Origin of the sequence: Microbacterium aurantiacum (assembly GCF_021654035.1) — a bacterium.
Classification (GTDB): domain Bacteria; phylum Actinomycetota; class Actinomycetes; order Actinomycetales; family Microbacteriaceae; genus Microbacterium; species Microbacterium aurantiacum.
This window is the reverse complement of record NZ_JAJPDW010000001.1, coordinates 603293-629263: the sequence shown is the minus strand read 5'-3', so window position 1 is coordinate 629263 and position 25971 is coordinate 603293. Positions and strand designations below refer to the sequence as shown.

At 70.2% G+C, this 25971-nt stretch carries 19 protein-coding genes, 1 tRNA gene and 1 pseudogene; 12 read left to right on the top strand and 9 right to left on the bottom strand.

The window, feature by feature from the left end:
* Positions 1-71: 71 nt before the first annotated feature.
* Positions 72-962: an SDR family oxidoreductase gene (locus LTL01_RS02980; RefSeq protein ID WP_372461278.1), complete on the top strand. Its 891-nt coding sequence runs from the start codon at positions 72-74 to the stop codon at positions 960-962.
* A 50-nt stretch (positions 963-1012) separates the two neighbouring features.
* Here LTL01_RS02980 and LTL01_RS02975 read toward each other — a convergent pair whose 3' ends face one another.
* Positions 1013-2026, bottom strand: coding sequence for a LacI family DNA-binding transcriptional regulator (locus LTL01_RS02975; protein WP_236967355.1), 1014 nt, complete (start codon positions 2024-2026; stop codon positions 1013-1015).
* Between the two features lie 171 nt (positions 2027-2197).
* Here LTL01_RS02975 and LTL01_RS02970 point away from each other — a divergent pair, with 171 nt between their 5' ends.
* The 5 genes from LTL01_RS02970 to LTL01_RS02950 all read left to right on the top strand — a co-directional run bounded on the left by LTL01_RS02970 (position 2198) and on the right by LTL01_RS02950 (position 10781).
* The gene (locus LTL01_RS02970) at positions 2198-4225 is read left to right on the top strand and encodes a beta-galactosidase (protein WP_236967354.1); all 2028 of its coding nucleotides are present in this window, start codon (positions 2198-2200) and stop codon (positions 4223-4225) included.
* A gap of 126 nt (positions 4226-4351) precedes the next feature.
* On the top strand, positions 4352-5578 hold the full coding sequence (locus LTL01_RS02965; protein WP_236967353.1) for a sugar ABC transporter substrate-binding protein: 1227 nt from the start codon (positions 4352-4354) through the stop codon (positions 5576-5578).
* A 77-nt stretch (positions 5579-5655) separates the two neighbouring features.
* On the top strand, positions 5656-7278 hold the full coding sequence (locus LTL01_RS02960; protein ID WP_236967352.1) for an ABC transporter permease subunit: 1623 nt from the start codon (positions 5656-5658) through the stop codon (positions 7276-7278).
* Positions 7278-8171, top strand: a complete 894-nt coding sequence (locus tag LTL01_RS02955) for a sugar ABC transporter permease (protein ID WP_236967351.1) — start codon at positions 7278-7280, stop codon at positions 8169-8171. The genes LTL01_RS02960 and LTL01_RS02955 overlap by 1 nt, the downstream gene beginning before the upstream one ends.
* A gap of 75 nt (positions 8172-8246) precedes the next feature.
* Positions 8247-10781, top strand: a complete 2535-nt coding sequence (locus tag LTL01_RS02950) for a glycosyl hydrolase 53 family protein (protein WP_236967350.1) — start codon at positions 8247-8249, stop codon at positions 10779-10781.
* A gap of 193 nt (positions 10782-10974) precedes the next feature.
* On the opposite strand, the gene LTL01_RS02945 is transcribed toward LTL01_RS02950, so the two are convergent.
* Positions 10975-12825 carry a DUF2207 domain-containing protein gene (locus tag LTL01_RS02945; protein WP_236967349.1) on the bottom strand — a complete coding sequence of 617 codons (1851 nt, stop codon included), beginning with the start codon at positions 12823-12825 and terminating at the stop codon, positions 10975-10977.
* 45 nt (positions 12826-12870) lie between these two features.
* Between LTL01_RS02945 and LTL01_RS02940 the strand changes: the two genes are divergently transcribed.
* On the top strand, positions 12871-13308 hold the full coding sequence (locus LTL01_RS02940) for a MarR family winged helix-turn-helix transcriptional regulator (protein ID WP_053548832.1): 438 nt from the start codon (positions 12871-12873) through the stop codon (positions 13306-13308).
* A 69-nt stretch (positions 13309-13377) separates the two neighbouring features.
* Here LTL01_RS02940 and LTL01_RS02935 read toward each other — a convergent pair whose 3' ends face one another.
* Positions 13378-13833 carry an Hsp20/alpha crystallin family protein gene (locus LTL01_RS02935; protein WP_236967348.1) on the bottom strand — a complete coding sequence of 152 codons (456 nt, stop codon included), beginning with the start codon at positions 13831-13833 and terminating at the stop codon, positions 13378-13380.
* 322 nt (positions 13834-14155) lie between these two features.
* Here LTL01_RS02935 and LTL01_RS02930 point away from each other — a divergent pair, with 322 nt between their 5' ends.
* Positions 14156-15142, top strand: a complete 987-nt coding sequence (locus LTL01_RS02930) for a putative endonuclease domain-containing protein (protein ID WP_236967347.1) — start codon at positions 14156-14158, stop codon at positions 15140-15142.
* Positions 15143-15236: 94 nt separating this feature from the next.
* On the opposite strand, the gene LTL01_RS02925 is transcribed toward LTL01_RS02930, so the two are convergent.
* From LTL01_RS02925 to LTL01_RS02915, 3 genes and pseudogenes are all read right to left on the bottom strand, one after another.
* Positions 15237-16736: an L-serine ammonia-lyase, iron-sulfur-dependent, subunit alpha gene (locus LTL01_RS02925; RefSeq protein WP_236967346.1), complete on the bottom strand. Its 1500-nt coding sequence runs from the start codon at positions 16734-16736 to the stop codon at positions 15237-15239.
* Between the two features lie 67 nt (positions 16737-16803).
* On the bottom strand, positions 16804-18489 hold the full coding sequence (locus LTL01_RS02920; protein WP_236967345.1) for a glycoside hydrolase family 13 protein: 1686 nt from the start codon (positions 18487-18489) through the stop codon (positions 16804-16806).
* Between the two features lie 69 nt (positions 18490-18558).
* Positions 18559-18684, bottom strand: a pseudogene (locus LTL01_RS02915) (carbohydrate ABC transporter permease); the annotation flags it as partial.
* A gap of 84 nt (positions 18685-18768) precedes the next feature.
* On the opposite strand from LTL01_RS02915, the gene LTL01_RS02910 reads away from it, so the two are divergent.
* Both LTL01_RS02910 and LTL01_RS02905 read left to right on the top strand, forming a co-directional pair.
* Positions 18769-19995 (top strand): ROK family protein, encoded by a 1227-nt coding sequence (locus LTL01_RS02910; protein ID WP_053548871.1) that lies wholly within the window; start codon positions 18769-18771, stop codon positions 19993-19995.
* Between the two features lie 21 nt (positions 19996-20016).
* Positions 20017-21927 carry an amylosucrase gene (locus LTL01_RS02905; RefSeq protein WP_236967344.1) on the top strand — a complete coding sequence of 637 codons (1911 nt, stop codon included), beginning with the start codon at positions 20017-20019 and terminating at the stop codon, positions 21925-21927.
* Positions 21928-21965: 38 nt separating this feature from the next.
* On the opposite strand, the gene LTL01_RS02900 is transcribed toward LTL01_RS02905, so the two are convergent.
* Positions 21966-24110 carry an MMPL family transporter gene (locus tag LTL01_RS02900; RefSeq protein ID WP_236967343.1) on the bottom strand — a complete coding sequence of 715 codons (2145 nt, stop codon included), beginning with the start codon at positions 24108-24110 and terminating at the stop codon, positions 21966-21968.
* 122 nt (positions 24111-24232) lie between these two features.
* Between LTL01_RS02900 and LTL01_RS02895 the strand changes: the two genes are divergently transcribed.
* Positions 24233-24727, top strand: a complete 495-nt coding sequence (locus LTL01_RS02895; RefSeq protein WP_236967342.1) for a MarR family winged helix-turn-helix transcriptional regulator — start codon at positions 24233-24235, stop codon at positions 24725-24727.
* 75 nt (positions 24728-24802) lie between these two features.
* Here the strand turns inward: LTL01_RS02895 and LTL01_RS02890 are convergent.
* Both LTL01_RS02890 and LTL01_RS02885 read right to left on the bottom strand, forming a co-directional pair.
* A tRNA-Arg gene (locus LTL01_RS02890) sits at positions 24803-24875 on the bottom strand.
* Between the two features lie 71 nt (positions 24876-24946).
* On the bottom strand, positions 24947-25525 hold the full coding sequence (locus tag LTL01_RS02885) for an asparagine synthase (protein ID WP_236967341.1): 579 nt from the start codon (positions 25523-25525) through the stop codon (positions 24947-24949).
* 173 nt (positions 25526-25698) lie between these two features.
* On the opposite strand from LTL01_RS02885, the gene LTL01_RS02880 reads away from it, so the two are divergent.
* The gene (locus tag LTL01_RS02880) at positions 25699-25905 is read left to right on the top strand and encodes a hypothetical protein (protein WP_231718052.1); all 207 of its coding nucleotides are present in this window, start codon (positions 25699-25701) and stop codon (positions 25903-25905) included.
* Positions 25906-25971 lie beyond the last annotated feature (66 nt).

The window sequence follows — 25971 nt, the reverse complement described above, 5'->3', positions numbered from 1 at the left end:
TGCGTAGCGCGCGCCGGCGCTCCGCGCAACCCGGGGTGGCGGCATCCACTCCCGGGCTTAGCGTGGCCGGCATGCCGAACATGTACACGCCCCAGGACCCCACGACCCAGTTCCCGCGTCCTCCCTTCCCGCCGCAGCAGCAGACCGGCCCCGGCGACATCCACAAGATGGATCCGGCCCCCGATCACGGCGAGACCTCGTACGTCGGGTTCGGGCGCCTCCCGGGTCGTAAAGCGCTCGTCACCGGCGCCGACTCCGGCATCGGCCGCGCCGTGGCGATCGCGTTCGCCCGCGAAGGCGCCGACGTCGCCCTCAGCTACCTTCCCGAAGAGCAGGGACAGGCCGAAGAGGTCGCCGCCCTCATCGAGAAGGAAGGCCGCGTCGCCGTCCTGCTCCCCGGAGACCTCCAGAAGGAGTCGACCAACACCGAGGTCGTCGCCCAGGCGGTCGAAGGCCTCGGCGGCCTCGACATCCTCGTCATCAACGCCGGCACCATGCCGACCGTCGACAGCATCGACGACTTCGAGACGAAGACGCTGGACCACGTCGTCCAGGCCAACATCTACCCGCTGTTCTGGCTCACCAAGGCGGCCTCGCCCCACCTGAAGCCGGGAGCGTCCATCATCACGACCTCGAGCATCCAGGGCTTCGTCCCCTCCCCCTCGCTCGCCGAGTACGCGGTGTCGAAGGCCGGCATCGCCAACTGGACCCGGGCCATGGCGCAGCAGCTCATCGAGCGCGGCATCCGAGTGAACGGCGTCGCCCCCGGCCCCATCTGGACGCCGTTGCAGCCCGCGTTCGTGCCGAACGAGAAGATCGAGGAATTCGGCTCGCAGACCCCGATCGGTCGTGCCGGACAGCCGGTGGAACTCGCCCCGGCGTTCGTCTTCCTCGCCTCGCAGGAATCCAGCTACGTCATCGGCGAGACCATCGCCGTCACGGGCGGCATGCCGACCCACTGATCGCACGCGACGAGGGTGGGCCCGACGACCGGGTCCACCCTCGTCCGGCGTCAGGCGCTGTCGCGCACGACCAGCGTCGTCGGCAGAACGATCGTCCGCGGCGGTGCGCCGGCGATCACCTCCAGGAGAAGCGCCACCATCTCCTCGCTGATGCGATCCCACGGCTGGCGCATCGTGGTCAGCGGGGGTTCGTGACTCTCCGCCAGGCCCGAGTCGTCGAATCCGGCCACGGCGACATCCTCCGGCACCCTCCTGCCGGCCCGGCGCAGACCCTGCACCGCACCGGCGGCCATCAGGTCGGAGGCGGCGAACACCGCATCGATGTCCGGATGCCGCGCGAGCAGCTTCGACATCGCCGCGGCTCCGGATTCCATGCCGTAATCTCCGACCTCGACCATCGAGTCGTCGTAGTCGGAACCCATCTCCTCGCGGAACCCGACGAGGCGGAAGCGACCGCCCGGGGTGTCCGGGGGGCCCGCGATCATCGCGATCCTGCGATACCCACGATCGCGGAGGTGCCTCGTCATCTCCTTCGCGGATGCGGTCTCATCGACCGACACGGACGACAGCTCCCCCTGGTGACCGAGCGGGGCTCCACACGAGACCGTCGGGATGCCGGCAGCCAGCAGGCGATCGAGGAGCGGGTCGGACTCATGCGAAGAGATGAGCATCACCCCGTCGACGTGACCCGCCGACACGTAGTGCTCCACGCTCTCGCGCTCCCGCGGGGTACCCGCCACGAGGAGGACCAGGGTCATCGCCCGCTGCGACAGAGCCTCGGCCGCGCCGCGCAGCAGGAGCGCGAAGGTCGGGTCGGCGAACAGCAGGTGCTGCTCCTCGGTGAGCAGGAACGCGAGCGAATTCGCACGACCGGTCGCGAGGCTCCGCGCCGCGTGATTGGTCCGATACCCCGTGGCCACGATCGCCGACTCGACGGCCTCGCGGGCCTGCGGAGACACCCAGCGTCCGCCATTGAGCACGCGCGACACCGTGCCGTACGACACACCGGCCGCTTCCGCGACGTCGCGGATGGTCGGCTTGCGCCTGCTCGTCGTGCGTTCCACGCCGTGACTCTACTCGACCGGGATCGTTTCGACCGAGCAATCCTGTAACCGGTCACAGTTCGATAACGGAAAGATTGTCCGGGATGACAGCGACACGGGCGTCTGCCTACTCTGTGACCGGTTACAGGATCACACCGGCATCGCAGCCGGAGCAGAACACGATGGAGCGTCATGTCCCCCGAGAACGTCTGGCCGCACGTGCGCGGAATCGCCTATGGTGGCGACTACACGCCGGAACAGTGGCCTCGCGAGGTCTGGCACGAGGACGTCGAGCTCATGAAGCGCGCCGGGGTCAACCTGGTGAGCGTCGGCATCTTCGCCTGGGCGCTCCTCGAGACCGCCGAGGGGGTCTTCGACTTCGACTGGCTCGACGAGCTGCTCGACCTCATGCACGAGAACGGCATCGCGGTCGATCTCGGCACCCCGACCGCCTCGCCGCCCGCGTGGTTCTTCGCCGCTCATCCGGACGCGCGGGTCGCCGACCGGAACGGAACCGTCATGGGGTTCGGTGCGCGCGGCATGGCCTCGCACTCCTCCCCCGCGTACCGCGAGGCGATCGTGCGCATCGCCTCCGCCCTGGCGGAGCGGTACGCCCGGCACCCCGCGGTCGTCCTCTGGCACGTCCACAATGAGTACGGCGTGCCGGTCGGCGAGGACTACTCCGAGCAGTCCGTCCGCGCGTTCCGCGATTGGCTCCGCGAGAAGTACGGAACCCTCGATGCACTGAACGCCGCGTGGGGGACCACCTTCTGGGGGCAGAGCTACGGCGACTGGGAGCACATCGGCGCCCCCGCGGCCGCGCCCTCCGTCGTGAATCAGACGCAGCGCCTGGACTTCGCGCGTTTCACAGACCACCAGCTGCGCGCATGCTTCATCGCCGAACGCGACGCGATCCGGGCGCACGCCACGCAGCCGATCACCACCAACTTCATGGCCAACCAGAGTTGGACCACCGACCTGTGGGCCTGGGCGCGCGAAGTCGACATCGTCTCGGATGACCACTACCTCTGGGCCGCCGACCCCGAAGGCGAGATCGGCCTGGCGATCGCGGCGGACCTCACACGGTCGGTCGGGGGCGGAGCGCCCTGGATCCTCATGGAGCACTCGACCTCGGCGGTCAACTGGCAACCGCGGAACGTCGCCAAGCGCGCGGGCGAGATGGCGCGCAACTCGCTGACGCACCTCGCGCGCGGCGCCGACGCGATCCTCTTCTTCCAATGGCGCGCATCGCGCTTCGGCGCCGAGAAGTTCCACTCGGCCATGGTTCCCCACGCCGGCACGGACTCCCGCGTCTTCCGGGAGGTCGAGCAGCTCGGCGCCACGCTCGGCGCGCTCGAAGAGGTGCGCGGATCGCGCGTCGTCGCCGATGTCGCCATCCTGTGGGACTTCGAGTCCTTCTGGGCGGAGGATCTGGAGTGGCGTCCGTCCGTGGACGTGACCCACCCCGACCGGATCCGGGCCTTCTACGAGCGCCTGTGGCGGGACAACATCACCGTCGACTTCGCCCTGCCCGGCCAAGACCTGTCGCGGTACCGCCTCGTGATCGCGCCCGCCCAGTACATGCTGAGCACGTCGGATGCCGCGAACCTGACCCGCTACGTCGCGGACGGCGGCACGCTCCTGGTCTCCTTCTTCTCGGCGATCGTCGACGAGAACGACGCCGTGCACGCCGGCGGCTACGGCGCACCCCTCGCGGATGCCCTCGGGGTCGTCGTGGACGAGTTCCTCCCCCTCCGGGAGTCGGCGGCGCACGACCTCTCCTGGCGGGGACGCACGCAGACCCTCCGCTCGAGCCTGTGGCAGGAGGACCTCGCGGTCCGCGGCGCCGAGGTCGTCGCAACGTACACCGACGGTCCCGGCGCGGGTGGCGCCGCCATCACGCGCAACACCCTCGGCGACGGCGTCGGCTGGTACATCAGCACGCGCCTGGATGCCGAGGGGATGCAGACGGTGATGCGCGAGGTGTACGCGGACGCCGGCCTCGAGCCGTCCGCCGCCGCCGACGGGCTCGAGGTGGTCACGCGACGCGGCGACACCGCCGACTACGTCATCGCCGTCAACCACCGCGACGAACCCGCCCATCTCGCGGTGCAGGGCACGGACCTGCTCACGGGAGACGACCTCGACGCGGGTCTGACCGTCGTCGGGGGCGGCGTCGCCGTCATCCGCACCTCACCGCTCCGAGGAGGCGATCTCTGACGCGGCCCGTCCCCTTCCTTCCCTGACCCGACCCGACACACCGCCGGACAGACCCGGCACACCCCCTGTCGCAGCGGCGCGACCTCAGCAGAGACGCACCGTCGCGACACATCTGAAAGGAAAGTCATGCGCAAGCAGATTGGATTCGGCGCTCTCGCCGCGGCATCCGTTCTCGTGCTCGCCGGCTGCACCGGCGGCACCACCGACACCGCGGGCGACGACGCCGCCGAGGGCGGTGCGGAGCTCGTCGTCTGGACCGACGCCGAGCGCGAGGAGGCCCTCGCGGTCGCCGCGGAAGCCTTCGAGGCCGAGACGGGCGCGACTGTCACCCTCGTGCAGAAGAACTTCGAAGACCTCCGCAACGACTTCATCGCGCAGGTCCCCACCGGCGAAGGCCCCGACATCACCGTGGGTGCCCACGACTGGCTGGGCGCCCTCGTCGCGGCGGGCGTCGTGGACACCATCGACCTCGGCGAGAAGGCGCAGGAGTTCGAGCAGGTCGCGCTCGACGCGATGACCTACGACGGTCAGCTCTACGCCCTCCCCTACTCGCTCGAGACGATCGCACTCATCCAGAACGTCGAGCTCGTCGGCGAGGAAGCCCCGGCGACCTGGGACGAGATGATCGCGAACGGCCTGGCCGCGGGCACCGAGCGCCCCTTCGTCATCAACACCGCGGGCGAGACCGGCGACGGCTACACGATGTACGGGTTCCAGACCTCCTTCGGGGCTCCGGTGTTCGTGCAGGATGCGTCCGGCTCGTACACGAACGAGGTGGGCATGGGCGGCGCCGCCGGCGAGGCGTTCGCCGGCTGGCTCGGCGCCAACGGCGCGAACGGCACGGGGTACATCGCCACCACGGTGGACTACGACATCAACAACGAGCTGTTCAACTCCGGCGCCGCGCCCTACACGATCCAAGGCCCCTGGGCGATCCCCAGCTTCACCGATGTGGAGGTCGCGGTGAACCCGATCCCGTCCGCCGGCGGCGAGACTGCGGCGCCCTTCGTGGGCGTTCAGGGCTTCTACCTGAGCTCGCAGAGCGAGAATGCGCTGCTCGCCCAGGACTTCCTGGTCAACTACCTCGGCACCGAGGACGCCCAGCGCACCCTCTACGAGGCCGACCCCCGCATCCCCGCCTGGTCGACGCTGGCCGAAGAGGTCTCCTCCGACCCGATCGTCGCCGGCTTCGTCGCCTCGGCGCAGGGCGGCGTGCCGATGCCCAGCATCCCCGAGATGGGTTCCGTGTGGGACCTCTGGAACGCCGCACAGGTGCAGATCATCAACGGCGCCGACCCCGCCGGCACCTGGAACACGATGATCGCCGACCTCGAGGCCGCCCTCGCCGGTTGATCCGCCCCGTGGGGCGGGTGACCACCGCGCACCCGCCCCACCCCTCGAGCGCCGCACGCCGGACAGGAGCACATGTCATGACCACCGAAGAACGCACGGCCGAGCGCCCACCCGTGCGCCGCGCCCCCGGCGCAGCCGGCGCCGCGTTCCCCGCACGCCGCCGCATCCCTTGGGGCTTCTTCGTCAAGATCGCCCTGCTCGCGCTCGTCAACGCCCTCGGCTTGTCGATCGCGCTGGCCGCATTCGCGGCCGAGTCCTGGCTGATCCTCGGCGGCTCGGTCGCCCTCGTCGTGATCGCCGACGTGGTCTACCTCACCAAGCGCGCCCTGCCGATGAAGTACCTGCTGCCGGGCCTGGTGTTCCTGTTCGTCTTCCAGATCTTCATCTTCGGCTACACCGCCTACATCGCCTTCACGAACTACGGCACCGGTCACGCCGGCTCGCAGGAGCAGGCGGTGCAGGCCGCCCTCATCCAGGGTGAGCGTCGCGTGGACGGCGCACCCACCTATCCCCTCGCGGTGGTCGAACGCCTGGGCGAGTACGGCTTCGCCCTCACCGACGACGGCGAGGTGCTGGTCGGCACCGAGACGGAGCCCCTCGCCGAAGTCCCCGGCGCCACGGCCGGCGCCGCGGGCGCGCCGACCGACGTCCCCGGCTGGACGGTCGTCCCGCGCGCCGACGTCCTGACCGATGCGGAGCTCCAGCAGGTCATCGCCGCCCTCCGCGTCCCGGTCAGCGACGACCCCAACGACGGCTCGATCCGCACCCGGGACGGCACGAGCGGCTCCGTCTACACCTCCACCCTCGTGTGGGATGCCGACGCCCAGACGATCACCGACACCTCCACCGGCACCATCTACGAGGCGACCGACCGCGGATCCTTCGTCGCCGCCGACGGAACGGCCCTCCCCGCCGGCTGGTACGTCAACGTCGGGTTCGAGAACTTCGTCCGCGGTTTCACCGACCCGTCGCTGGGCACCCCGCTCATCCAGGTCATGGCGTGGACCTTCGCGTTCGCGATCCTCACCGTCGTGTCCAGCTTCGGGCTCGGCCTGCTGTTCGCGCTGATCTTCAACGATCCGCGCGTGCGCGCGCGCAAATTCCTGCGGATGCTGATCATCCTCCCGTACGCCTTCCCCGCGTTCATGACGGCGCTCCTGTGGCGGGGGATGCTGAACTCGGAGTTCGGCGTCATCAACGACCTGTTCTTCTTCGGTGCCGACATCAACTGGCTCGGCGACCCGTGGCTCGCCCGGTTCGCCGTGCTCTGGGTCAACCTGTGGCTCAGCTACCCGTACTGGTTCCTCGTGTGCACCGGTGCGCTCCAGTCGCTGTCCGGCGACACGATGGAGGCGGCCACGATCGACGGCGCCGGCGCTTGGCGCCGCTTCCGCTCGATCATCCTCCCGCTGCTGCTGGTGTCCACGGCTCCCCTGGCGATCGCGTCGTTCGCCTTCAACTTCAACAACTTCACGATCATCTACATGCTCACCGAGGGCGGGCCGGCCATCCCCGGCGCGGCATCCCGACTCGGTGCGACGGACCTGCTGATCACCGCGATCTACAAGATCTCGGGGGTCTCCGGAGGCGCCGCCGACTACGGGCTGGCCAGCGCCCTGTCGATCATCGTGTTCATCGTCATCGGCGTCGTCTCCGCCGTGGCCTTCCGCCAGACGCGCAAGCTCGAGGAGATCCAGTGATGTCCGCATCCGCCGCCCCCACGGGCACCGTTCGCCGCACCCCCACCAAGCGCAGCCGGTGGTGGGTCGAGGTCGGGTGGAAGTATCCCGTCGCCGTGGTCATCGTCTTCTACGCCGCGTTCCCCCTCATCTACGTCCTCTCGGCGGCGTTCAATCCCCGCGGCAGCCTCGCCGGCAGCAGCGCCCTGTTCACCGCCTTCAGCCTCGACAACTTCGCCGCGCTGGGCGAGACGAGCTACTGGACGTGGGTGGGCAACACGCTGCTCATCGGGAGCGCGGCATCCGTCGGCGCCGTGGTGATGGGAGCCGCCGCCGCCTACGCGTTCTCGCGCTTCCGGTTCCGCGGACGCCGGGCGAGCCTGACCGGGCTCCTCATCATCCAGATGTTCCCGCAGACGGTCGCCTTCATCGCCATCTTCCTTCTGCTCCTCGCTCTCGGAGAGGTCGTCCCCGCCCTCGGGATCAACTCCAAGCTGGCCCTCATCTGCGTGTACCTGGGCGGAGCGCTGGGCGCGAACACCTTCCTCATGTACGGGTTCTTCAACTCCATCCCGCTCGAGATCGACGAATCCGCCAAGATCGACGGCGCGACCCACGCGCAGATCTTCTGGCGCCTCATCATGCCGCTGGTGACCCCCGTCCTGGCGGTCGTGGGCCTCCTCGCCTTCATCGCCGCGTTCGGCGACTTCATCCTCGCCCGCATCGTCCTGACGTCCGAGGACAACTGGACGCTCGCGGTCGGCATGTACCAGTGGGTGTCGAATCAGCTGACGTCGCGATGGGGACTGTTCGCCGCGGGAACGGTGATCGCGGCCCTCCCCGTCCTCGCCCTGTTCCTGTCCCTGCAGCGATTCATCGTCGGCGGCCTCACCCAGGGTGCCGTCAAGGGCTGATCCCACCGAGCCGCCGCGCTCACCCCTCTCGCGGAGAAGAAGACCTCTCGCATCGAAGAAGATCGGAGACAACGCATGTTCCACGCACGCACCCGCGGGGTGATCGCCGTCCTCGCGGCACTCACCCTGGTCGGGAGCCTCGCCGCTCCCGCATCCGCCGCCGAACCGACCGACGGCCCGCCCGTCCCGGCGGGCATCACCGTCGAGAAGGTCGAGGGGATGCCCGACGACTTCATCACCGGCATGGACGTCTCCTCCGTCCTGTCGCTCGAGGCCTCCGGCGTGGTGTTCCGGCGCGCCGATGGAACCCCGGGCGATCTGTTCGAGATCCTCGCGGAGAACGGGGTCAGCGACATCCGCGTCCGGGTGTGGAACGACCCCTTCGACGCGGAAGGACGCGGATACGGCGGCGGGAACGTCGACGTCGCGCGCGCCGTCGAGATCGGCGAGCGCGCGACGGCGGCCGGCCTCCGCCTGCTGGTCGACTTCCACTACTCCGACTTCTGGGCGGACCCGGCCAAGCAGCAGTCGCCGAAAGCGTGGGCGGGTCTGGGCGTGTCCGAGAAAGCCGCCGCCGTCGGTGCGTTCACCACGGATGCCCTCCAGCGGTTCGTCGCGGCAGGCGTCGACATCCGGATGGTGCAGATCGGCAACGAGACCAACGGCATGGTCGCCGGCGTCAGCGGCTGGGCGGGCATGGCCGAGATCTTCTCCGCCGGCTCGGCCGCGGTGCGCAGCGTCCTGCCCGACGCCCTCGTCGCCGTCCACTTCACCGACCCGCAGACACCGGGTCGATACGCGGGCTACGCGCGCGAGCTGGCGACGCGCGGCGTCGACTACGACGTGTTCGCGTCGTCCTACTACCCGTTCTGGCACGGGTCCCTCGCCGACCTCACCGCGGCACTGCGGGACGTCGCCGACACCCACGGTAAGAAGGTCATGGTCGCCGAAACCTCCTGGGCCCACACACTCGAGGACGGCGACGGTCACGGCAACGTCATCGATCTCCCCGAGGAGGCCACGGCCTACCCCGTCAGCGTGCAGGGACAGGCGACCGCGGTGCGCGACGTGATCGACGCCGTCGTCGACGTCGGCGAGGCGGGGATCGGCGTCTACTACTGGGAGCCCGCGTGGCTGCCGGTGGGCCCGCCGTCGGAACGGGAGCAGAACGCGGTCCTGTGGGAGCGCGACGGATCCGGCTGGGCGACGAGCTTCGCAGGCTCCTACGAACCCCGCGACGCCGGAGAGTACTTCGGCGGATCCGCCTGGGACAACCAGGCGCTGTTCGCCGTCGACGGCACGGCGCTGGAGTCCCTGCGCGTCTTCGACTACGCCCGGACCGGCGCCGTCGCGCCCCGCGCGGTGTCGGACGTGGAGACCGTCCGCATCGAGATCGTCGCGGGAGAAGAGGCGGTGCTCCCGGACACCCTCTCCGTGTCGTACAACGACGGATCCGTTGAGCGGACCGCGGTGACGTGGAGCGACACCCGCGAGTGGACCGCCGGCCCCGGCGAGTACCGCGTGCCGGGGGTCGTCGAGGGTGTCGGCGACGTGACCGCGACGATCGTGGTGCGGGCACCGAACCTGCTCCAGAATCCCGGGTTCGAGTCGGCGGACACCACGATGTGGCGTCTGGAGGGAACGGGCGCGACGCTCCGCGCCTGGGACGACCCCCGATCGGGTGAGCGCTCCGTGCACTTCTGGTCCGAGACCGGATCGACCTTCACGCTCTCGCAGCGGGTGGACGGTCTTACCGCGGGCACCTATCGGGCCTCCGCATCTCTCCAGGGCGACGGCGAGGACGCCGAGAGCATCATGGCACTCTCGGTCACGTCACACCCCGACGAGCAGGAGGCGACGGCCGCGTTCGCGATGGACGGATGGCGGAACTGGTCCACGCCCGTCACCGACGCCGTCGCCGTGTACGACGGCGGGGCGGCGACCGTCACCGTCCGCATCGACGTCCCCGCGGGCGCGTGGGGCACCATCGATGACGTCGAGCTCGTGCGTGTCGGAGACACGGATGCCGCGGCATCCGTTCCTGCGCGGGGAACGCTCTCGCACGACAACGGCTGGGACACGGGTCTGCAGGATGGCGACTACACCGTGCGGATGAACCTTTGGTGGGGCGAGAACGGCTCGACCTTCCGGCTCTACGAGAACGGCGTGCTGCTGGAATCGGTACCTCTTGCCTACGCTGGCTCCGCCGCGCAGAGCGCGCGTGTCGCGGTCGAGGGACGGAAGAACGGCACGTACCGGTACACCGGCGAGATCGTGAACTCCCGCGGCATCACCGCCGTCGGCGGGACCACCGTCACGGTGAAGGATGCCGCCCCCGGCGTCCCCGTCCTCAGCCACGACAACCACGACCGGGACGGCGCGTACACGGTGTCCGCGAACCTCTGGTGGGGGACGAATGCCACGTCCTACCGGTTCTTCGAGGACGACGTCCTCGTCGCCGAGGGCACGCTCGAGGCACGGACGCCCGCGGCACAGGTCGCCCGACTGGAGGTCGTCGACGCCCCGCGCGGGCGGCACACGTACCGCGTGGAGTTCGTGAACGCGGCGGGCACGACGGAGAGCAAGTCCGTGACCGTCGTGGTGCGATGAAAGTCACAGAAAGATAACGAGACCCCTTGCCACCGTTACCTCACCGTTATAGAGTGCTTGCACGGTAGTTGTTTTGCTGTGGCAGCTGCCGACATGTGATTGCAGGACACTCTTGGTGCAGGGAAAAGGGCCGGTCGGACGCCTCTCCGACCGGCCCTTGCTCTTGCCCTGACGCCGGGGCCGGCGCCTCGCGTCAGACGCCGCCCCCACCACCGCCGCCGCCTCCGCCACCGGCTGACCCGCCACCGCTGGAGCCTCCCGACGTGGATGCGCTGGCGGTCGCGGAGAGACTCGAGATCCCCGACGAGAACGCGGCCGCGTTGAACCCCGTCGTCCCGACGTACCAGCCGGGCGTGCCCGTCCGGTCGTAGAGGACGGCCAGCCGATCGGCCCACTCCTTCTCCTGGCCGAACACCACCGCATAGGGCAGGAGCTTCTCGTACAGCACGAGCATCTGCCGCGGATCGTCCGGGTCGATCGCGTCTCCGGCGGCATCCACCGCGCGACGCTCCGCGCCCCGGGGCGACTGCAGCATCCGGATCCGGTCCGCCTCGGCCCACTCGATGAACGTCTTCAGCCCCGCGAGGTGGTCGCGCGTCTCGGCGCCGACCGACGTCAGGGGCCGACGGGAGATGAGCCCGGCGACGAGGAACACCAGGAGGAACGACCCGATGAGGACGGGCACGGTCACCGCCGGGGTCAGGTAGGCCTCGAGCGCGAGCACGCCGAAGATCGTCGCGCCGATCGCCGCCAGGATCGACAGGATCATCGGCCACGCCCGCGTGCCCGCCGGAACCGGTCGGCGAAGACCCCGCGTCGTGAGTTCCTTGTCGGCGAGGCTGAGGATCTTCCGCGCCGCCGTGGAGAACCGCGTGTCGGAGGAGCCGAACTCGTATTCCGCACCCGGCACCGGCTGCGGGAAGAGCCCATCGAGCAGCATCCGCCCGTCGCCGTCCGCCCGCGACGGGTCGATCAGCACGGCCTTCAGCTTCACCCCGCCGAACATCTTCTTCCCCGCTTCCTCGATGCGGATGCTGCCGACGACGGCCTGCTCGAGCACCTCGGCCGGGATGGCCTTCGCGGTCTTGCCGAGCAGGACCGCGCTCTCGAGTGCGTCGATGTTCGGCGGCGGCGCGTACTCGGCGATGATCGTCGGTCGACCCGGCGCGTCGCGGAGGTGTCGGCGCCGCACCGCGATCGCCCATCCCAGCGCACCGAGGCCCAGCGCGCCGAACGCCGCCTGCAACCACCCGAGCGGCGAGGCGACGTAGCTGCCGTCGAACGGCGTGAAGGTGTCGGGAGCGAAACCGACGGCGATCGTCATCGTCTCGTAGGGCGCCAGATCCCGCGCGGAGGCCTCGATGAGCACCGCGCCGAGCTGTCCCGGCTGCACCGAGATGTCGCACGTCTGCGTCGACCCCTGGGTGCCGACGTAGCAGGCCTGATCACCGGTGAGCGAATCGGCGAGTTCCGCGGGCACCCGCAGGGTCGCGGAGACCTCGCCGAACGGCTGCGCCCAGTCGACGCCGTTGACGTCCCAGTAGAACTCCTGCACGCCGGTGTCGTCGAAGAAGCGCACCACGTTGTCGAGCGTGTAGGTGAACACGTACGACTGCTCGCCGCGCACGTAGTCGTCGGCGCGAGACGTCATCGCGTAGGCGCCGTCGTCGCTGTCGGTCTCGCTCTCGCGGGGGTTCCCGTCGGCATCCGTGATCGAGATCAACCGCGGATTCAGCGGCGCGCCGAGGTAGGAGTCCGGAACGATCCGCCGCATGCCGCGGTTCTGGTCGTACTCGGGGAAGCGGGCGACGAAGGTCTCCGCCACGGTCAGGGCGCTCGCGCCGTCCTCGCCGCGGCCGATGGAGTACTCGACATCCATGCTGTCGAACGTGAAGTCGTCGACATCCGTCGACACCGCGCTCACCGGTTCGGCGGATGCCGCGCCCGCAGCGATCATCCCCGTCGTCGCGGTGAGGGCCGCGACGATCGCGACCGCCCCCGCCGCTCGAGCACCGAAAAGTGACCGAAGTCTGCGCGTCGCCATGCGGCCAGCCTACGGCGAGGCCCTCTCGGCCGTACCCTGGTCTGCATGACTGATCGCCGCCTCGCCATCGACGCCTGGGAAAGCCTCTTCCGGGCGCAGCACGAGGTGTTCCACGAGATCAGCAGCGACTTCGACGACGAGCTCGGCCAGGCCGAGTACGACGTGCTCCTCACCGTCACCCGCGGGCCGGAGATGACCGCCCGCCTCCGCGATGTGACGGCCAACATGCTCATCAGCCAGCCGAGCGTCTCGCGGCTCGTCGACCGTATGGTCTCGCGCGGACTGCTGACGAAGTGCGCCGATCCCGATGACCGACGCGGTTCGCTCGTCACCGCGACGGATGCCGGAGCCGCCGTCTTCCGCCGCGTCGCGTCGGCGCACGGCAAGGCGATCGCGGAACGGATGTCCCCTCTCGACGACGCCGAGCTCGCACAGCTACGCGATCTGACGGCGAAGCTCCGTCGCCGACCCGCGTCGGACTGACGACCCGAACGCCGAAGGAGCCCGCCCGCGGGGTGCGGACGGGCTCCTCTCACGGAGTCGACGAAACGATCACTGCTCGACGGGCTGCGGGCCGTCGGCGCTCTCGTGCGCCTGGATGACGGGATTCGTGCCGTCGGCCATCACCTCGATCTTGCGGGGCTTGGCCTTCTCGCTGACGGGGATCGTGACGCTCAGGACGCCGTTGCTGTAGTTCGCCGAGATGCGCTCGGTGTCGATGCCCTGGCCGAGGTTCAGCTGACGCAGGAAGCTCGCTGCCTCGCGCTCGCGCGTGATCCACTTCACGCCGTCGCCGGACGGAAGCGTGCGCTCGGCGCGGATCGTGAGCAGCTGGCCGTCGACGTCGACGTCGACCGAACCGGGGTCGATGCCGGGGAGGTCGGCGGTCAGGACGTAGTGGTCGCCGTCGCGGTAGAGGTCCATCGGCATGCGGCGCGGGCCGCGGCGCGTGTCGAAGAGGCTCGTGGCGAGGCGGTCGAGGTCACGGAAGGGGTCGTACGTGGCCATGGTGTTCTCCTCTCGAGTGGTTCTGGAGTTGAGTCCACTCGACTCAACTACGACGAGATTAGCACTCTCGGGTGCCGAGTGCCAGATTCACCCTCACCCACCCGTGTTCGCCCTCGGCGAACACGTCGCGGGGACGCGCGTTCGAGTGGCGCGTGTCGCCCCCTCGCGCCGGGCGAAGGGGCCACGACTGCCACTCGAGGGGCGGGATGACGGCCGCGCGCCCCTCCTCCCCAGGGAGCAGCGGGGCGCCGAGCGGAGCGTGCCGTCCACGAGTGACGCGGCGTCGACCCGCGGGGGCGGGAGCGCGCGGAAGGGTGAGGCGATGCCCGTCGCACCACGCCCCCTCCCCGGCGGTCTCGGCCCTGCCTTCTCCTGTGGAGACGCCCGCGCCGCCGGCGTCTCGCCGAAGCGGCTTCGGGCGAAGGATCTCGCCGCGCCGTTCCGCGGCGTGCGCACCGTCCCGGATGCCGAGCCCCCGGCATCCGGAATCGACCCGCTCGCGCGGCAGCGCGAGGTCCGCGAGCGCACCCGTCGCCTCGCGAGCGCGTACGCCGAGATCATGCCGGCGCACGCGGTGTTCGCGGGGCGGACCGCGGCCGTCCTGCTCGGGGCTCCCCTCGATCCCGGTCCCGACCTCGTCGTCGCCGTCCCCGATCCGATGCGGGCACCGCGCCGGATCGGCATCCGCGGCGTGAAGTCCCGTCCGGAATACCTCCGCGCCACCGTCGTCGACGGCCTGCGCGCCACCGACCCGGCCTCGACGTGGTCGATGCTCGGCGCCGAACTCGACGTCCGGGAGCTCGTCATCCTCGGCGATGCCTTCGTGCGCGTCCCGCGCGACTCAGTCGGATCACAAATGCCGCACGCGCGCCTCGCGACGATCGACGACCTCCGCGCCTCCCTCACTGCCGGCCGCCGCATCGGCGCGCGAAAGCTCCGCACGGCGCTCGAACTCATCCGCGAGGGCAGCGCCTCACCGCTCGAGACCGACTACCGCCTCGATGCTGCTGCGGCGGGCCTTCCTGATGCCGATCTCGACATCGAGGTTTGCGATCGTCAGGGACGCCTCGTCGGAATCAGCGAGTTCGTCTACCCCACCTACCGCACGATCGTCGAGATCGAGGGAGACCATCACCGCGTGGACCGCGCGCAGTGGGACCGCGACATCGAGAAGTACGCGGCGTACTCCGCGTTGGGCTGGGAGGTGGTCCGCCTCACCGCGCGGCACGTCCGCCACCGGCGCACTGCGGTTGCGATCGTCGACGATGTGCTCCGACGCCGAGGGTGGGATGGCACGCGCCCGCGATGACGTACGTTCAAGTGGCAGTTCTCGCCGCCTCGCGAACGGGGAGGGGGCGACGACTGCCACATGAACGCGCACGCCGAACTCCGGCGCCCGCGCGTCAGCACTCGATGACGTTGACGGCGAGACCGCCCTCGCTCGTCTCCTTGTACTTCGTCGACATGTCGATACCGGTCTGACGCATGGTCTCCACGACCGCGTCCAGTGAGACGTAGTGACTCCCGTCGCCGCGGAGTGCCAGCCGCGCGGCGGTCACCGCGGTCGAGGCCGCGATGGCGTTCCGCTCGATGCACGGGATCTGCACCAGCCCGCCGACCGGATCGCACGTGAGCCCGAGGTGGTGCTCCATGGCGATCTCGGCCGCATTCTCGATCTGGCGGTTCGTCCCGCCCATGACCGCCGTCAGCCCGCCTGCCGCCATCGCGCACGCCGACCCGACCTCGGCCTGGCACCCGCCCTCGGCGCCCGAGATGGACGCGTTCGCCTTGAAGAGCGATCCGAGCGCCGTCGCAGTCAGCAGGAACCGACGGATGCCGCGCCGCCGGTTCGCGTCGGCCACGGCGTCCTCGTCCGCAAGCTCTCCCTCCCCCGGCCTGCCACCGCCGTGCGCACCGAACCCGAGGAGCGCGCTGCCGACGAGCTCGCCGTAGGGCGTCACCGCGTTCCCCGCCCCGAGCCCCGAGTCGGCGAGGAAGCGCCACCAGTACATCGCCACCGCGGGAAGGATCCCGGCGGCCCCGTTGGTCGGCGCCGTCACGACCCGCCCACCGGCCGCGTTCTCCTCGTTCACGGCGAGCGCGAACGCACCGAGCCACTCCCCCGGCAGCTCACGGTGTCCGCCGGCTTCGGCATCCTCCAGCTGCGCGCGGATCGCCGCCGCCCGCCGGCGGACCCGGAGCATCCCCGGGAGCACCCCGTCGGCGCGGAGCCCCGCCTCGACGCACGACGACATCGCCGCCCAGATCGCGTCGAGGCCTTCAGCGAGCTCCTCCTCGCCGCGCAGTGCCTGCTCGTTGAGCCGTGCCGCCTCCGCGATGCTGATCCCGCGCTCGTCGCAGACCGCCAGCAGCTCCTCGGCGCTGGCGAAGTCGAGGGGGAACTCCGCCGCGCGCACCGCGGGCGGCTCCCCGTCGCGGCGGATGAACCCGCCCCCGACGGAGTAGTACGTCTCATCGCCGACGACCGCGCCGCCGGCATCCGTAGCCCGCAGCGTCATGGCGTTGGGGTGCCCCGGCAGCCGGGTGCGCGGCGAGAGGACGACGTCCGCCTTCGAGAAGCGGATGCCGCGCCGCCCGCCGAGCGACAGCTCCGCGTCGTCCGGCCACGTGGTCCACGCTCCGCGCACGAGCGCGGGATCGACGGTCTCGGGCACGTGCCCCTGCAAGCCCGCCACGACCGCGTCGGGGGTGCCGTGGCCGATGCCGGTCGCCCCGAGCGACCCGAAGAGCTCGCACGTGACGCGGTCGACGCGGTCGAGCACCCCCGCCTCATCGAGCCGGGAGACGAAGTCGGCGGCCGCCCGCAACGGACCGACCGTATGGGAGCTCGAGGGTCCTACACCGATGGAGAACAGCTCGAACGCCGAGATGTAGGCGCTCATCGCTCCAGGCTATGCGGCGTCCCGCGAATCCGCGCCCCCGAGCGGGCGGGACCCCGCACAGCCGTCCTCAGTCGGCGGCGAGCCAGACGGTGCTCTCCCCCGCGGCGCGGCGTCCCTCGGGCGCGACGGTGGCGAGCACGATGCGTCCGGCGTCGCCGAGGTCGTACGGCTCCAAGCCGAAGACCGTGACGATCTCCCATCCGCCCGGGCGCGCGACGCGCAGCACGTCGTCGCGACCGGTGTCGATCCAGGTCAGGTCCTCGGCATCCTGGAGCTCACGCCGCAGGCGCAGCGCCCGGCGGTAGAGGGCGAGGGTGGAGCCCTCGTCCTCAGCCTGGCGATCCGCCGCCACCTCGGCGAACCACGCCGGCTGCGGCAGGTGCGCTTGCCCGTCGCCGAATCCGTAGGACGACCCCTCGGCCGACCACGGCAGGGGGACGCGGCATCCGTCACGGCCGATCTCATCACCCTGGGTCCGGAAGAACGTGGGGTCCTGCCGGTCGGCTGCCGGGATGTCGCCGACCTCGTGGAGACCCAGCTCCTCGCCCTGGTACAGGTAGGCCGAACCGGGCAGCCCCAGCATGAATAGCGTCGCCGCCGTCGCACGCCGGAGGCCGCCGATCCGGTCGAGCTCGGCCTCATCGGCACCGCGCCGCAGCCACGCCGACCCGTGCTTCTCGGCGCCGCGCCCGCGGTGCTCCTCGCCGAGCGGCGGGAGCCCGTAGCGCGTGGCGTGGCGGACCACGTCGTGGTTCGACAGCACCCACGTGCTGGACGATCCGGAGGCCGCGGCGAGCTCGAGGTTGTGCGTGACGACGCGGCGGAACTCGCCCGCGTCGAAGTCGGCCTGCAGCAGTTGGAAGTTGAACGCCTGGCCGAGGCTCTGCGGGTTGGCGTAGCGCGGCACGCGCGCGGCATCCACCCACGCCTCGGCGACGGCGGTGCGCGGCGGGTCGTACTCGTTGAAGACCGCGCGCCACTCGGCGTAGATCTCCTGCACGTCGTCGCGGTCGATGAGGGGGTGGTGCCCGTCGAAGGGCAGCACCTCCAGCTCGGCGCGCGTGGGGAGCGGCTCGCTGAGGTCCTTCGTCAGCATGTGCGCGACATCCACGCGGAAGCCGTCGACGCCTCGATCCGACCAGAACCGCAGGGTGCGCAGGAAGTCCTCGCGCACCTCGGGGTGGTCCCAGTTGAAGTCGGGCTGCTCGGGCGCGAAGTTGTGGAAGTACCACTGGCCGTCGGCGACGCGGTGCCACGCCGGTCCACCGAACACCGACTCCCAGTCGGTCGGCGGCTCCGCACCGTCCGGCCCCTGTCCTTCGCGGAAGATGTACCGCTCGCGGGCCGCCGACCCGCGCCCGGCGGCGAGCGCCTCCTGGAACCACACGTGCTGGTCGGAGCTGTGGTTCGGCACGATGTCGACGATGACCCGGATGCCGCGGGCGTGGAGCGCGTCGACCAGGGCATCGAAGTCCTCGAGGGTGCCCAGGCGCGGGTCCACGTCGCGGTAGTCGGCGACGTCGTACCCGCCGTCGGCGAGTGCTGAGGGGTAGAACGGGCTCAGCCACACCGCATCGATGCCAAGCTCGGCCAGGTGGTCAGCGCGGGAGATCAGTCCCGGCAGGTCGCCGATGCCGTCGCCGTCCGCGTCGGCGAAGCTGCGCGGGTAGACCTGGTAGACCACGGCCTGGCGCCACCAGGTCTCGGTCTCGTCGGCGGCGGTGCGGGGGTGCGCGGGGGCGAGCGTGTTCACGAGGGGAGAATGCCTTTCTTTCGAGCGAGGGGTGTGGACGGTTTGGACGGAGAGTGCGGGGCGGGCCGGTCAGCCCTTGACCGCCCCCTGGGTGACGCCCTCCATCACCCAGCGCTGGGTGAAGAGGTAGACGATGATCGCGGGCGCCATCGCCATCAGGTACGAGGCGAACGAGACGTTGTAGTTGTTGCTGAACGTGTTGATGCGGATACTATATTTTTTGTCCGAATCAATGTGGCGTGGACAATAATGCAGGAGAAGGACGGGGAGGTCAAGGGCATGTCCGACATCGATGCGACAGGGGTCCCGCGCGCGGCTCGCGCCTCCGTCGAGACCGTCCTCGCCGCCGTGTGGGACGACGAGACCTTCACCAGCAACGACGTGATGCCCCGGGTCGGGCTCACCCGCTCGACGACGATCGAGGCCATCGACGAACTCATCCGCTACGGCGTGGTCGAAGAGCTCCCCAACGCCCGCGTCGGCGGCGACTACCGGAAGGGACGCCCGGCGCGTCGGTTCGCGTTCCGACCGGACGCGGCATCCGTCGTCGGCGTGGATGCCGGCAGGACGCACGTCATCGCCACCGTGGCGGATCTGCGCGGGCGCCCGCTCACGCGCGTGTCACGGGAGCTCACCACCGATCTCGACGATCCCGTCCGGCGACAGGAGGTCGTGGCCGCCGTGATCGACGCGGCTCTGGCCGACGCCGGGATCGCCCGCGAGCACGTCGTGGCGGTGTGCGTGGGCGTGCCCGCACCGGTCGACGGGGCCGGACGTTCGCCCGCGCGGCACAACGACTTCTGGTATCGGATGAATCCCGATCTCGCGGACACCGCGGCGCCCTGGGCACCGCTCGTACGCGTGGAGAACGACGCCTCCCTCGCCGCCGTCGCCGAGAGCGTCCACGGCGCGGCGATCGGATGCCGGAACTTCGTCGCAATCCTCGCCGGCGACCGCCTCGGATCCGGCGTCGTGATCGACGGCCACCTCCTCCGCGGCGCCCACGGCGGCGCGGGCGAACTCATCCCCTTCGATCACGTCAGGGGCGTCGGCAGCGTCGACGGGATCGGCGTCCACGTGGCCACGTGGGCCCGCCAGGCCGCGGAGCAGGGGCGCATCGGTTCCCGCAGCCGCCTCGCCGGACTGTCCCCGTCAGAGCTCACCGCACCCGCCGTCTTCGCCGCCGCGCGGGAGGGCGACCCGGACGCCGTCGACATCATCGTGCGCTCCGCGCGGGTCATCACGCGGATCGCGTCCGTGTTCGGCGGCTTCTTCGATCCCGAGCGCATCATCTTCTGCGGCGCCGTCGCGGAGAGCATCGAGTCCGCACTCGTGCCCGCGCGGACCATGATCCAGAACGAGATGCACCTCCCCGCGCCGGACCTCGTCGCCTCCCCGCTCGGCGCGGACGTGGTGGCCGCCGGCGCGGTCGCCGCGGCCACGGAGTCCGCCCGCACCCACCTGCTCGCCTTCGCCTCCACCCCCCTGACCGCACCGTCGCGCTAGCATCGCGGCGACAGGAGAACCATGACACACCTCGCCACCGACGTCGACGTCGACCGCACCGCCGCCCTCGCCGCGGCGGAAGACCTCGCCGGCACTCTGGATCCCGCGTTCCGTCGACGCTTCGACGCGCACTTCCCGACCCTGCACGGACTCTTCCGCCGCCTGTACGGCGAGCGCCCCGACGCGCAGGAGCAGCTGAGCGCCGTGGTCGCAGAGGCGGCCGCCTCCTGGGGCGCACGCCCACTCGAGCTCAAGGCGCTGGACGAGCGACGCGAAGAGGATCCGGAGTGGTTCCAGTCCGAACGCATGCTCGGCGGCGTCTGCTACGTCGACCGGTACGCGGGCTCGCTCGCCGGCATCCGCGAGAAGATCCCCTACTTCCAGGAGCTGGGACTGACCTACCTGCACCTGATGCCGCTCTTCGACAGCCCCGAGGGCAACAGCGACGGCGGCTACGCGGTGTCGAGCTACCGGCGCGTGAACCCGGCCCTCGGCACGATGGCCGAGCTCACCGAGCTCGCCGCCGAACTGCGGCTCGCCGGGATCTCGCTCGTGGTGGACTTCATCTTCAACCACACCTCGAACGAGCACGAGTGGGCGCGGAAGGCGATCGCCGGCGAGCCCGGGTACGAGGACTTCTACCTGATCTTCCCCGACCGGGAGATGCCGGATGCGTACGAGCAGACCGTCCGCGAGATCTTCCCCGATGATCACCCCGGCGCCTTCGTGCAGCTGGAGGACGGAAGGTGGATCTGGGCGACGTTCTATCACTTCCAGTGGGATCTGAACTACGCCAATCCCGCCGTCTTCCGCGCTATGGCGGGCGAGATGCTCTTCCTCGCCAACCGCGGCGTCGAGATCCTGCGGATGGACGCCGTCGCCTTCATCTGGAAGCAACTCGGCACCACGTGCGAGTCGCTCCCCGAGGCGCACCTGCTCCTCCAGGCATTCAACGAGGTGCTTCGGATGGCGGCTCCGAGCCTGCTGTTCAAGTCCGAGGCGATCGTCCACCCGGACGAGGTGATCCAGTACATCTCCCCCGGCGAATGCCAGATCTCGTACAACCCGTTGCAGATGGCGCTCACGTGGGAGGCTCTGGCGACCCGGGATGCCCGCCTTCTACAGCAGGCGCTGGAACGGCGCCACGCCCTGCCCGACGGCACCGCGTGGGTCAACTACGTCCGCAGTCACGACGACATCGGCTGGACCTTCGCCGACGAGGATGCCGCGGAGCTGGGGATCGACGGGTTCGATCATCGGCGCTTCCTCAACGACTTCTACGTCGGCCGCTTCCCGGGCTCGTTCGCCCGGGGCGTGCCGTTTCAGGAGAACCCCAAGACCGGCGACGCGCGCGTGACCGGCACGACCGCATCCCTCGCCGGGATCGAGGCCGGGGACGCCGGTGGGGTCGACCGCGTCATCCTCGCGCACGCGATCGCGATGTCGACGGGCGGGATCCCGCTGCTGTACCTCGGCGACGAGGTCGCCCAACTGAACGACTACGGATTCCGCGACGACCCCGCGACGGCCGACGACAGCCGCTGGGTGAATCGGCCCGCGTATCCGACCGAACGCTACGCGGAGAGCGAGGATCCGACGACGATCGCGGGCAAGGTCTTCGCGCGGATGTCCGAGCTGGTGCGGGTGCGCGCGGCCACGCCGGAGCTGGCCGGAAACGCCCTGGTGGGCTTCGACGCGCATCTGCCCTCGGTGCTGGGATTCCAGCGCAGCGGTGAGGAGGAGGGGGCATCGGTCGTCCTGGTGCTCGCCAATGTCGGCGACGACCTCGTCCTCGTCGACCCGCTGACGTTGAGCGGCTTCCTCGCGGAGGCGTGGGACCTGATCGGTCTGGAGATGCGCGACCTCACCCAGGGGCTCGCCCTTCCGCCGCACGGCTTCGTGTGGCTGCGGGTGATCCCCGCCCACGCCTGAGCGGGACGGGGATCACCGGCTGCGAGCAGCCGTGAGGGTCAGACCGCGACGGTCTTCTTACGGCGTGACGTGCGGTTCTCCTCGTCTTCCACCTCCAGGGCGGTGAAGGCGTCGATGCCGGCCTCGGCGGCAGCGGCATCCGTCGCTTCCGGACGACGCGGCCACCAGAACTTGTCGCCCGTCCGGAATGCCAGCGCCGGCACGATCACCGTCCGCACGAGGAGGGTGTCGATGAGCACGCCGATACAGACGATGATGCCGATCTGGGTGAGGGTGATCAGCGGCAGCACGCCGAGCACGGCGAAGACCGCCGCGAGCAGGATGCCGGCGCTCGTGATCACCGCACCGGTGGCGGCGAGCGCTCGGATCATGCCCTGGGTCGTCCCCCGCGTGCGCGCCTCCTCCTGAGCGCGCGTGACGAGGAAGATGCTGTAGTCCACCCCGAGCGCCACGAGGAACAGGAAGCTGAACAGCAGCACGTTGGTGTCGATCGCGGGGAAGCCGAACAGCGGCGTCTGGAACAGCCACCAGCTGGCACCGACGGCCGAGAAGAAGCTCGCCACCACGGCCAGCAGCAGGAGGATCGGCGCGACGAACCCGCGGAGCAGGATCACCAGCACGATGAACACCAGCACCAGGATCAGCGGAATCACCAGCGCCTGGTCGCGGGCCTGGGCGTCGGCGACGTCGAGGGCGCGGGCGTCGAGACCGCCGACGAGGCCCTCGCCTGAGCCGACGTCGTCCAGCGCCGCCCGCATCCGCTCCACGGTCGCCAGCGCCTCCTCGGTCTCCGCCGAAGACGACAGGGTCACGTCGATGCGCGCGATGTCGTCGTTCTGCTCGCCGACCGTGGCACTGTCGACTCCGTCGATGTCGGCGAGCGCCGCGGCGGCCTCGTCGGCCTCGTCGACGGGCACCACCACCACCGAGGGCGACGTGGACCCGGCCGAGAACGCCTCGGCGAGCACCTCCTGACCGACGACGGCCTCGGGCTTCTGGAGGAACCGGTCGTTCTGCGACAGGCCGGTCTGCACGAAGAAGACACCGCTGGCGAGGATGCCGAGCAGGACGAACCCGCTCGTGGCCACGACGACGGGGCGACGGGCGACCGCGCGGCCGAGCTTGCCCCACGGGCTGCGTGACAGCGCGTCGGCCGAACCGAAGCGCGGGATGTAGGGCCAGAAGATCCAGCGCCCGAAGAGGACGAGCGCGGCCGGCAGAACGAAGAGCGCGAAGATCATCGCGACCACGATCCCGACGGCGCACGCGAGACCCAGCGCCCGGTTGCCCGACAGCTCACCGAACAGGAGGGTCGCAAGGGCCAGTGCCACCGTCGAGCCGCTCGCGATGATCGCGGGACCGGCACCGCGGAGCGCCCTGCGCATCGCGGCGCGCCGGTCGGCGTAGCTGCGCAGCTCGTCGCGGTATCGGGCGATGAGCAGCAGGGCGTAGTTCGTGCCCGCGCCGAAGACGAGCACCGACAGGATCCCGGTGGTGGAGGCGTCCAGCTGGATTCCGACCGCGGACGCCACCCGGGCGGCGACGATGCCCGCCAGGACGTCCGAGACACCCACGACGATCAGCGGGACGATCCACAGGGTGGGGCTCCGGTAGGTCACGAGCAGGAGGATCGCCACGACGATGACGGTCGTGAGGATCAGGGTGAAGTCGGCGCCTTCGAAGACCGCGGCGATGTCGACCTCGAAGCCCTCGGCGCCGGTGAAGTACACCGTGACCCCGTCGAGGTCCGTCGCGGCCGCGGCCCGGATCTCGGCGGCCCGCTCGGACTGCTCGCCGACGGTCGGGAGGGGCTCCAGCGGCACCACGACGAGGGCGACCGTGCCGTCATCGGACACCTGCGCCGGCGGGACGAACCCCTCCGGGGTGAACTCCGCCAGCTCTCCCATCGCGTTCTGGGTGATCTGGCCGAGCTGCTCCTCCGTCAGCTCCTCCCCGCCGCCGGAGAAGACCAGGAGCGCCGAGGTGGTGTCGGCGCTCGGCAGCTCCTCCAGGAGCGCGTCGACCTGACGGGACTCGGCTGTGTCGGGCAGACCGACCGGCGGCGCGGTGTCGCCGTCCGAGCCGGAGCCCAGGGCGAAGATCCCCCCGGCCGCGGCGACGGCGAGGATCAGGACGATCCACGATGTTCGGGCGGAGGTGATGAAGCGGAGCAGAGCGGCCATGACGACTCCTCGGGAGGGAATGAAGGGGGGTGCGGGTGCGGGCGTCGAGCTGATCAGATCACAAAGTAGTTAGATTGCCTAGATACTAGCCGAGCGATCATACGTGCGGGTACGATTTCCGCATGGATGCCCCCCTTCCCCCCGCGGGCGCAGCCGCGGGCATGATGCCGCGGCGTCCGACCGTCCTTCTGCGCGAACTGATCCAGACCTCGGCCGACTTCGAGGCCGCCTTCGGCGAAGAGCTCTCCGTCAACGCCACCGACCTCGACGCGATGGAGCACCTCCTGCAGGAGGGACCGCTCGGCCCGAGCGAGCTCGCCCGCCGGCTCGGGATCACCACCGCGGCGATGACCACCGCGGTCGATCGCCTGGTCGACCTCGGACACGTCACCCGGGAGCCTCACCCGTCGGATCGCCGCGCCGTGCGCGTGGTCCCGACGGACTCGTCCCGAGCCAAAGCGATGTCGATCCTCATGCCGATGGTGCGCGGGCTGGATGCCGAGCTCGACCACTTCGACGAGGACGAGCAGCGGATCATCACCGAGTACCTCGAGCGGATCCTCACCGCGTATCGGGCGCACACCCCTGAGCCTTCGCGGGCACGCCGCGTCCGCTGACTGGAAGAGCCGGGCGGGAAAGAAAGAAGCCCCGCCGGCGAACCGGCGGGGCTTTCTCACTGTCTCAACACAGTGTGCGCCCGAAGGGACTCGAACCCCTAACCTTCTGATCCGTAGTCAGATGCTCTATCCATTGAGCTACGGGCGCCCGGCCCGCGATCTCCCGCGGGCCAGCGACCAGAATACATGACCCCCGCCGCCCTCGCGAATCGACGCCGTTCAGTCGGGCGCGTCGCCGGCGGCCTCCGCCGCGGCTGCCGTGACGTGTCGGCGATGAGCGGCGAGTCGGGGCAGATCCACGAGGCGGAGGGACTGCATCCGCGCCGCGCGCATGCGCTCGTAGTCGGGGTCGAGGTCCGGTCGCATGCCCTCGACGGTGAGCCGTCGCTGCAGGTTCGCTTCGACGTCTCCCCAGGCCGCATCCCGCGCATGCTCGACGAGCTCGCGGACGGCCTCCGGGTCCTCAGCGCGGCGCCGGAGCTCCTTGGCGACACCGACGTACTGCCGTCGGCGCTTCCGCAGATTGCGGGTGTCGCGGTCGCGGTAGTCGTGCGTGCCGTCCGGATCGCTGAACCGACCCCACGCCTTCTTCGCCTGACGCCGCGCGAGGTCACCCGCCTGCTGCTGCTCGTCGGCGAGGGCGATCAGCGTGTCGTGGGCGAACGGCGCGAAGGCGGCCGGATCGAACGGCGCACCGTGCGCGATCGTCTCGACGAGGATGTGGTTGCGCACCGTCAGCCGGGCGGCGGCCGTCGCGATGGCGACGCCTTCCGCGATCGCGTCCGCTGTCTTGCCCATGCGACCTCGCGCCTCCTCCGTCTAGAGAAGGCTATCCGAGAGCCGGGCTCGACGGCCGCGCGCTCAGACTGTGCGTATCAAGCCGCCGACATCCGTGCAACCCCCCGGAATCGACCACCTCCGCGGCTAGCGTCGAAGACACAATCCTTCGAGAGGAGCGGTTCATGGGATTCATGGAAGACGCCAAGAAGACGGCCGAGGCCGTCGGTGAGAAGATCTCGGACGACTGGGACAAGACCACGGACCGACTCAGCGACAAGGCCGACGAGATGAAGGCCGACGCCGAAGTGAGGAAGGCTGAAGCGGAGGTCGACAAGGCTGAAGCAGAACGGGACTCGGTGCACACGCGCAACGAGATCCGGGAAGAACTCCGCGACTGACACGCGGACCTGTCGCGGCGACCCCGCGACGACTCAATCGGGGGGCCTCGGAGAATACTCCGGGGC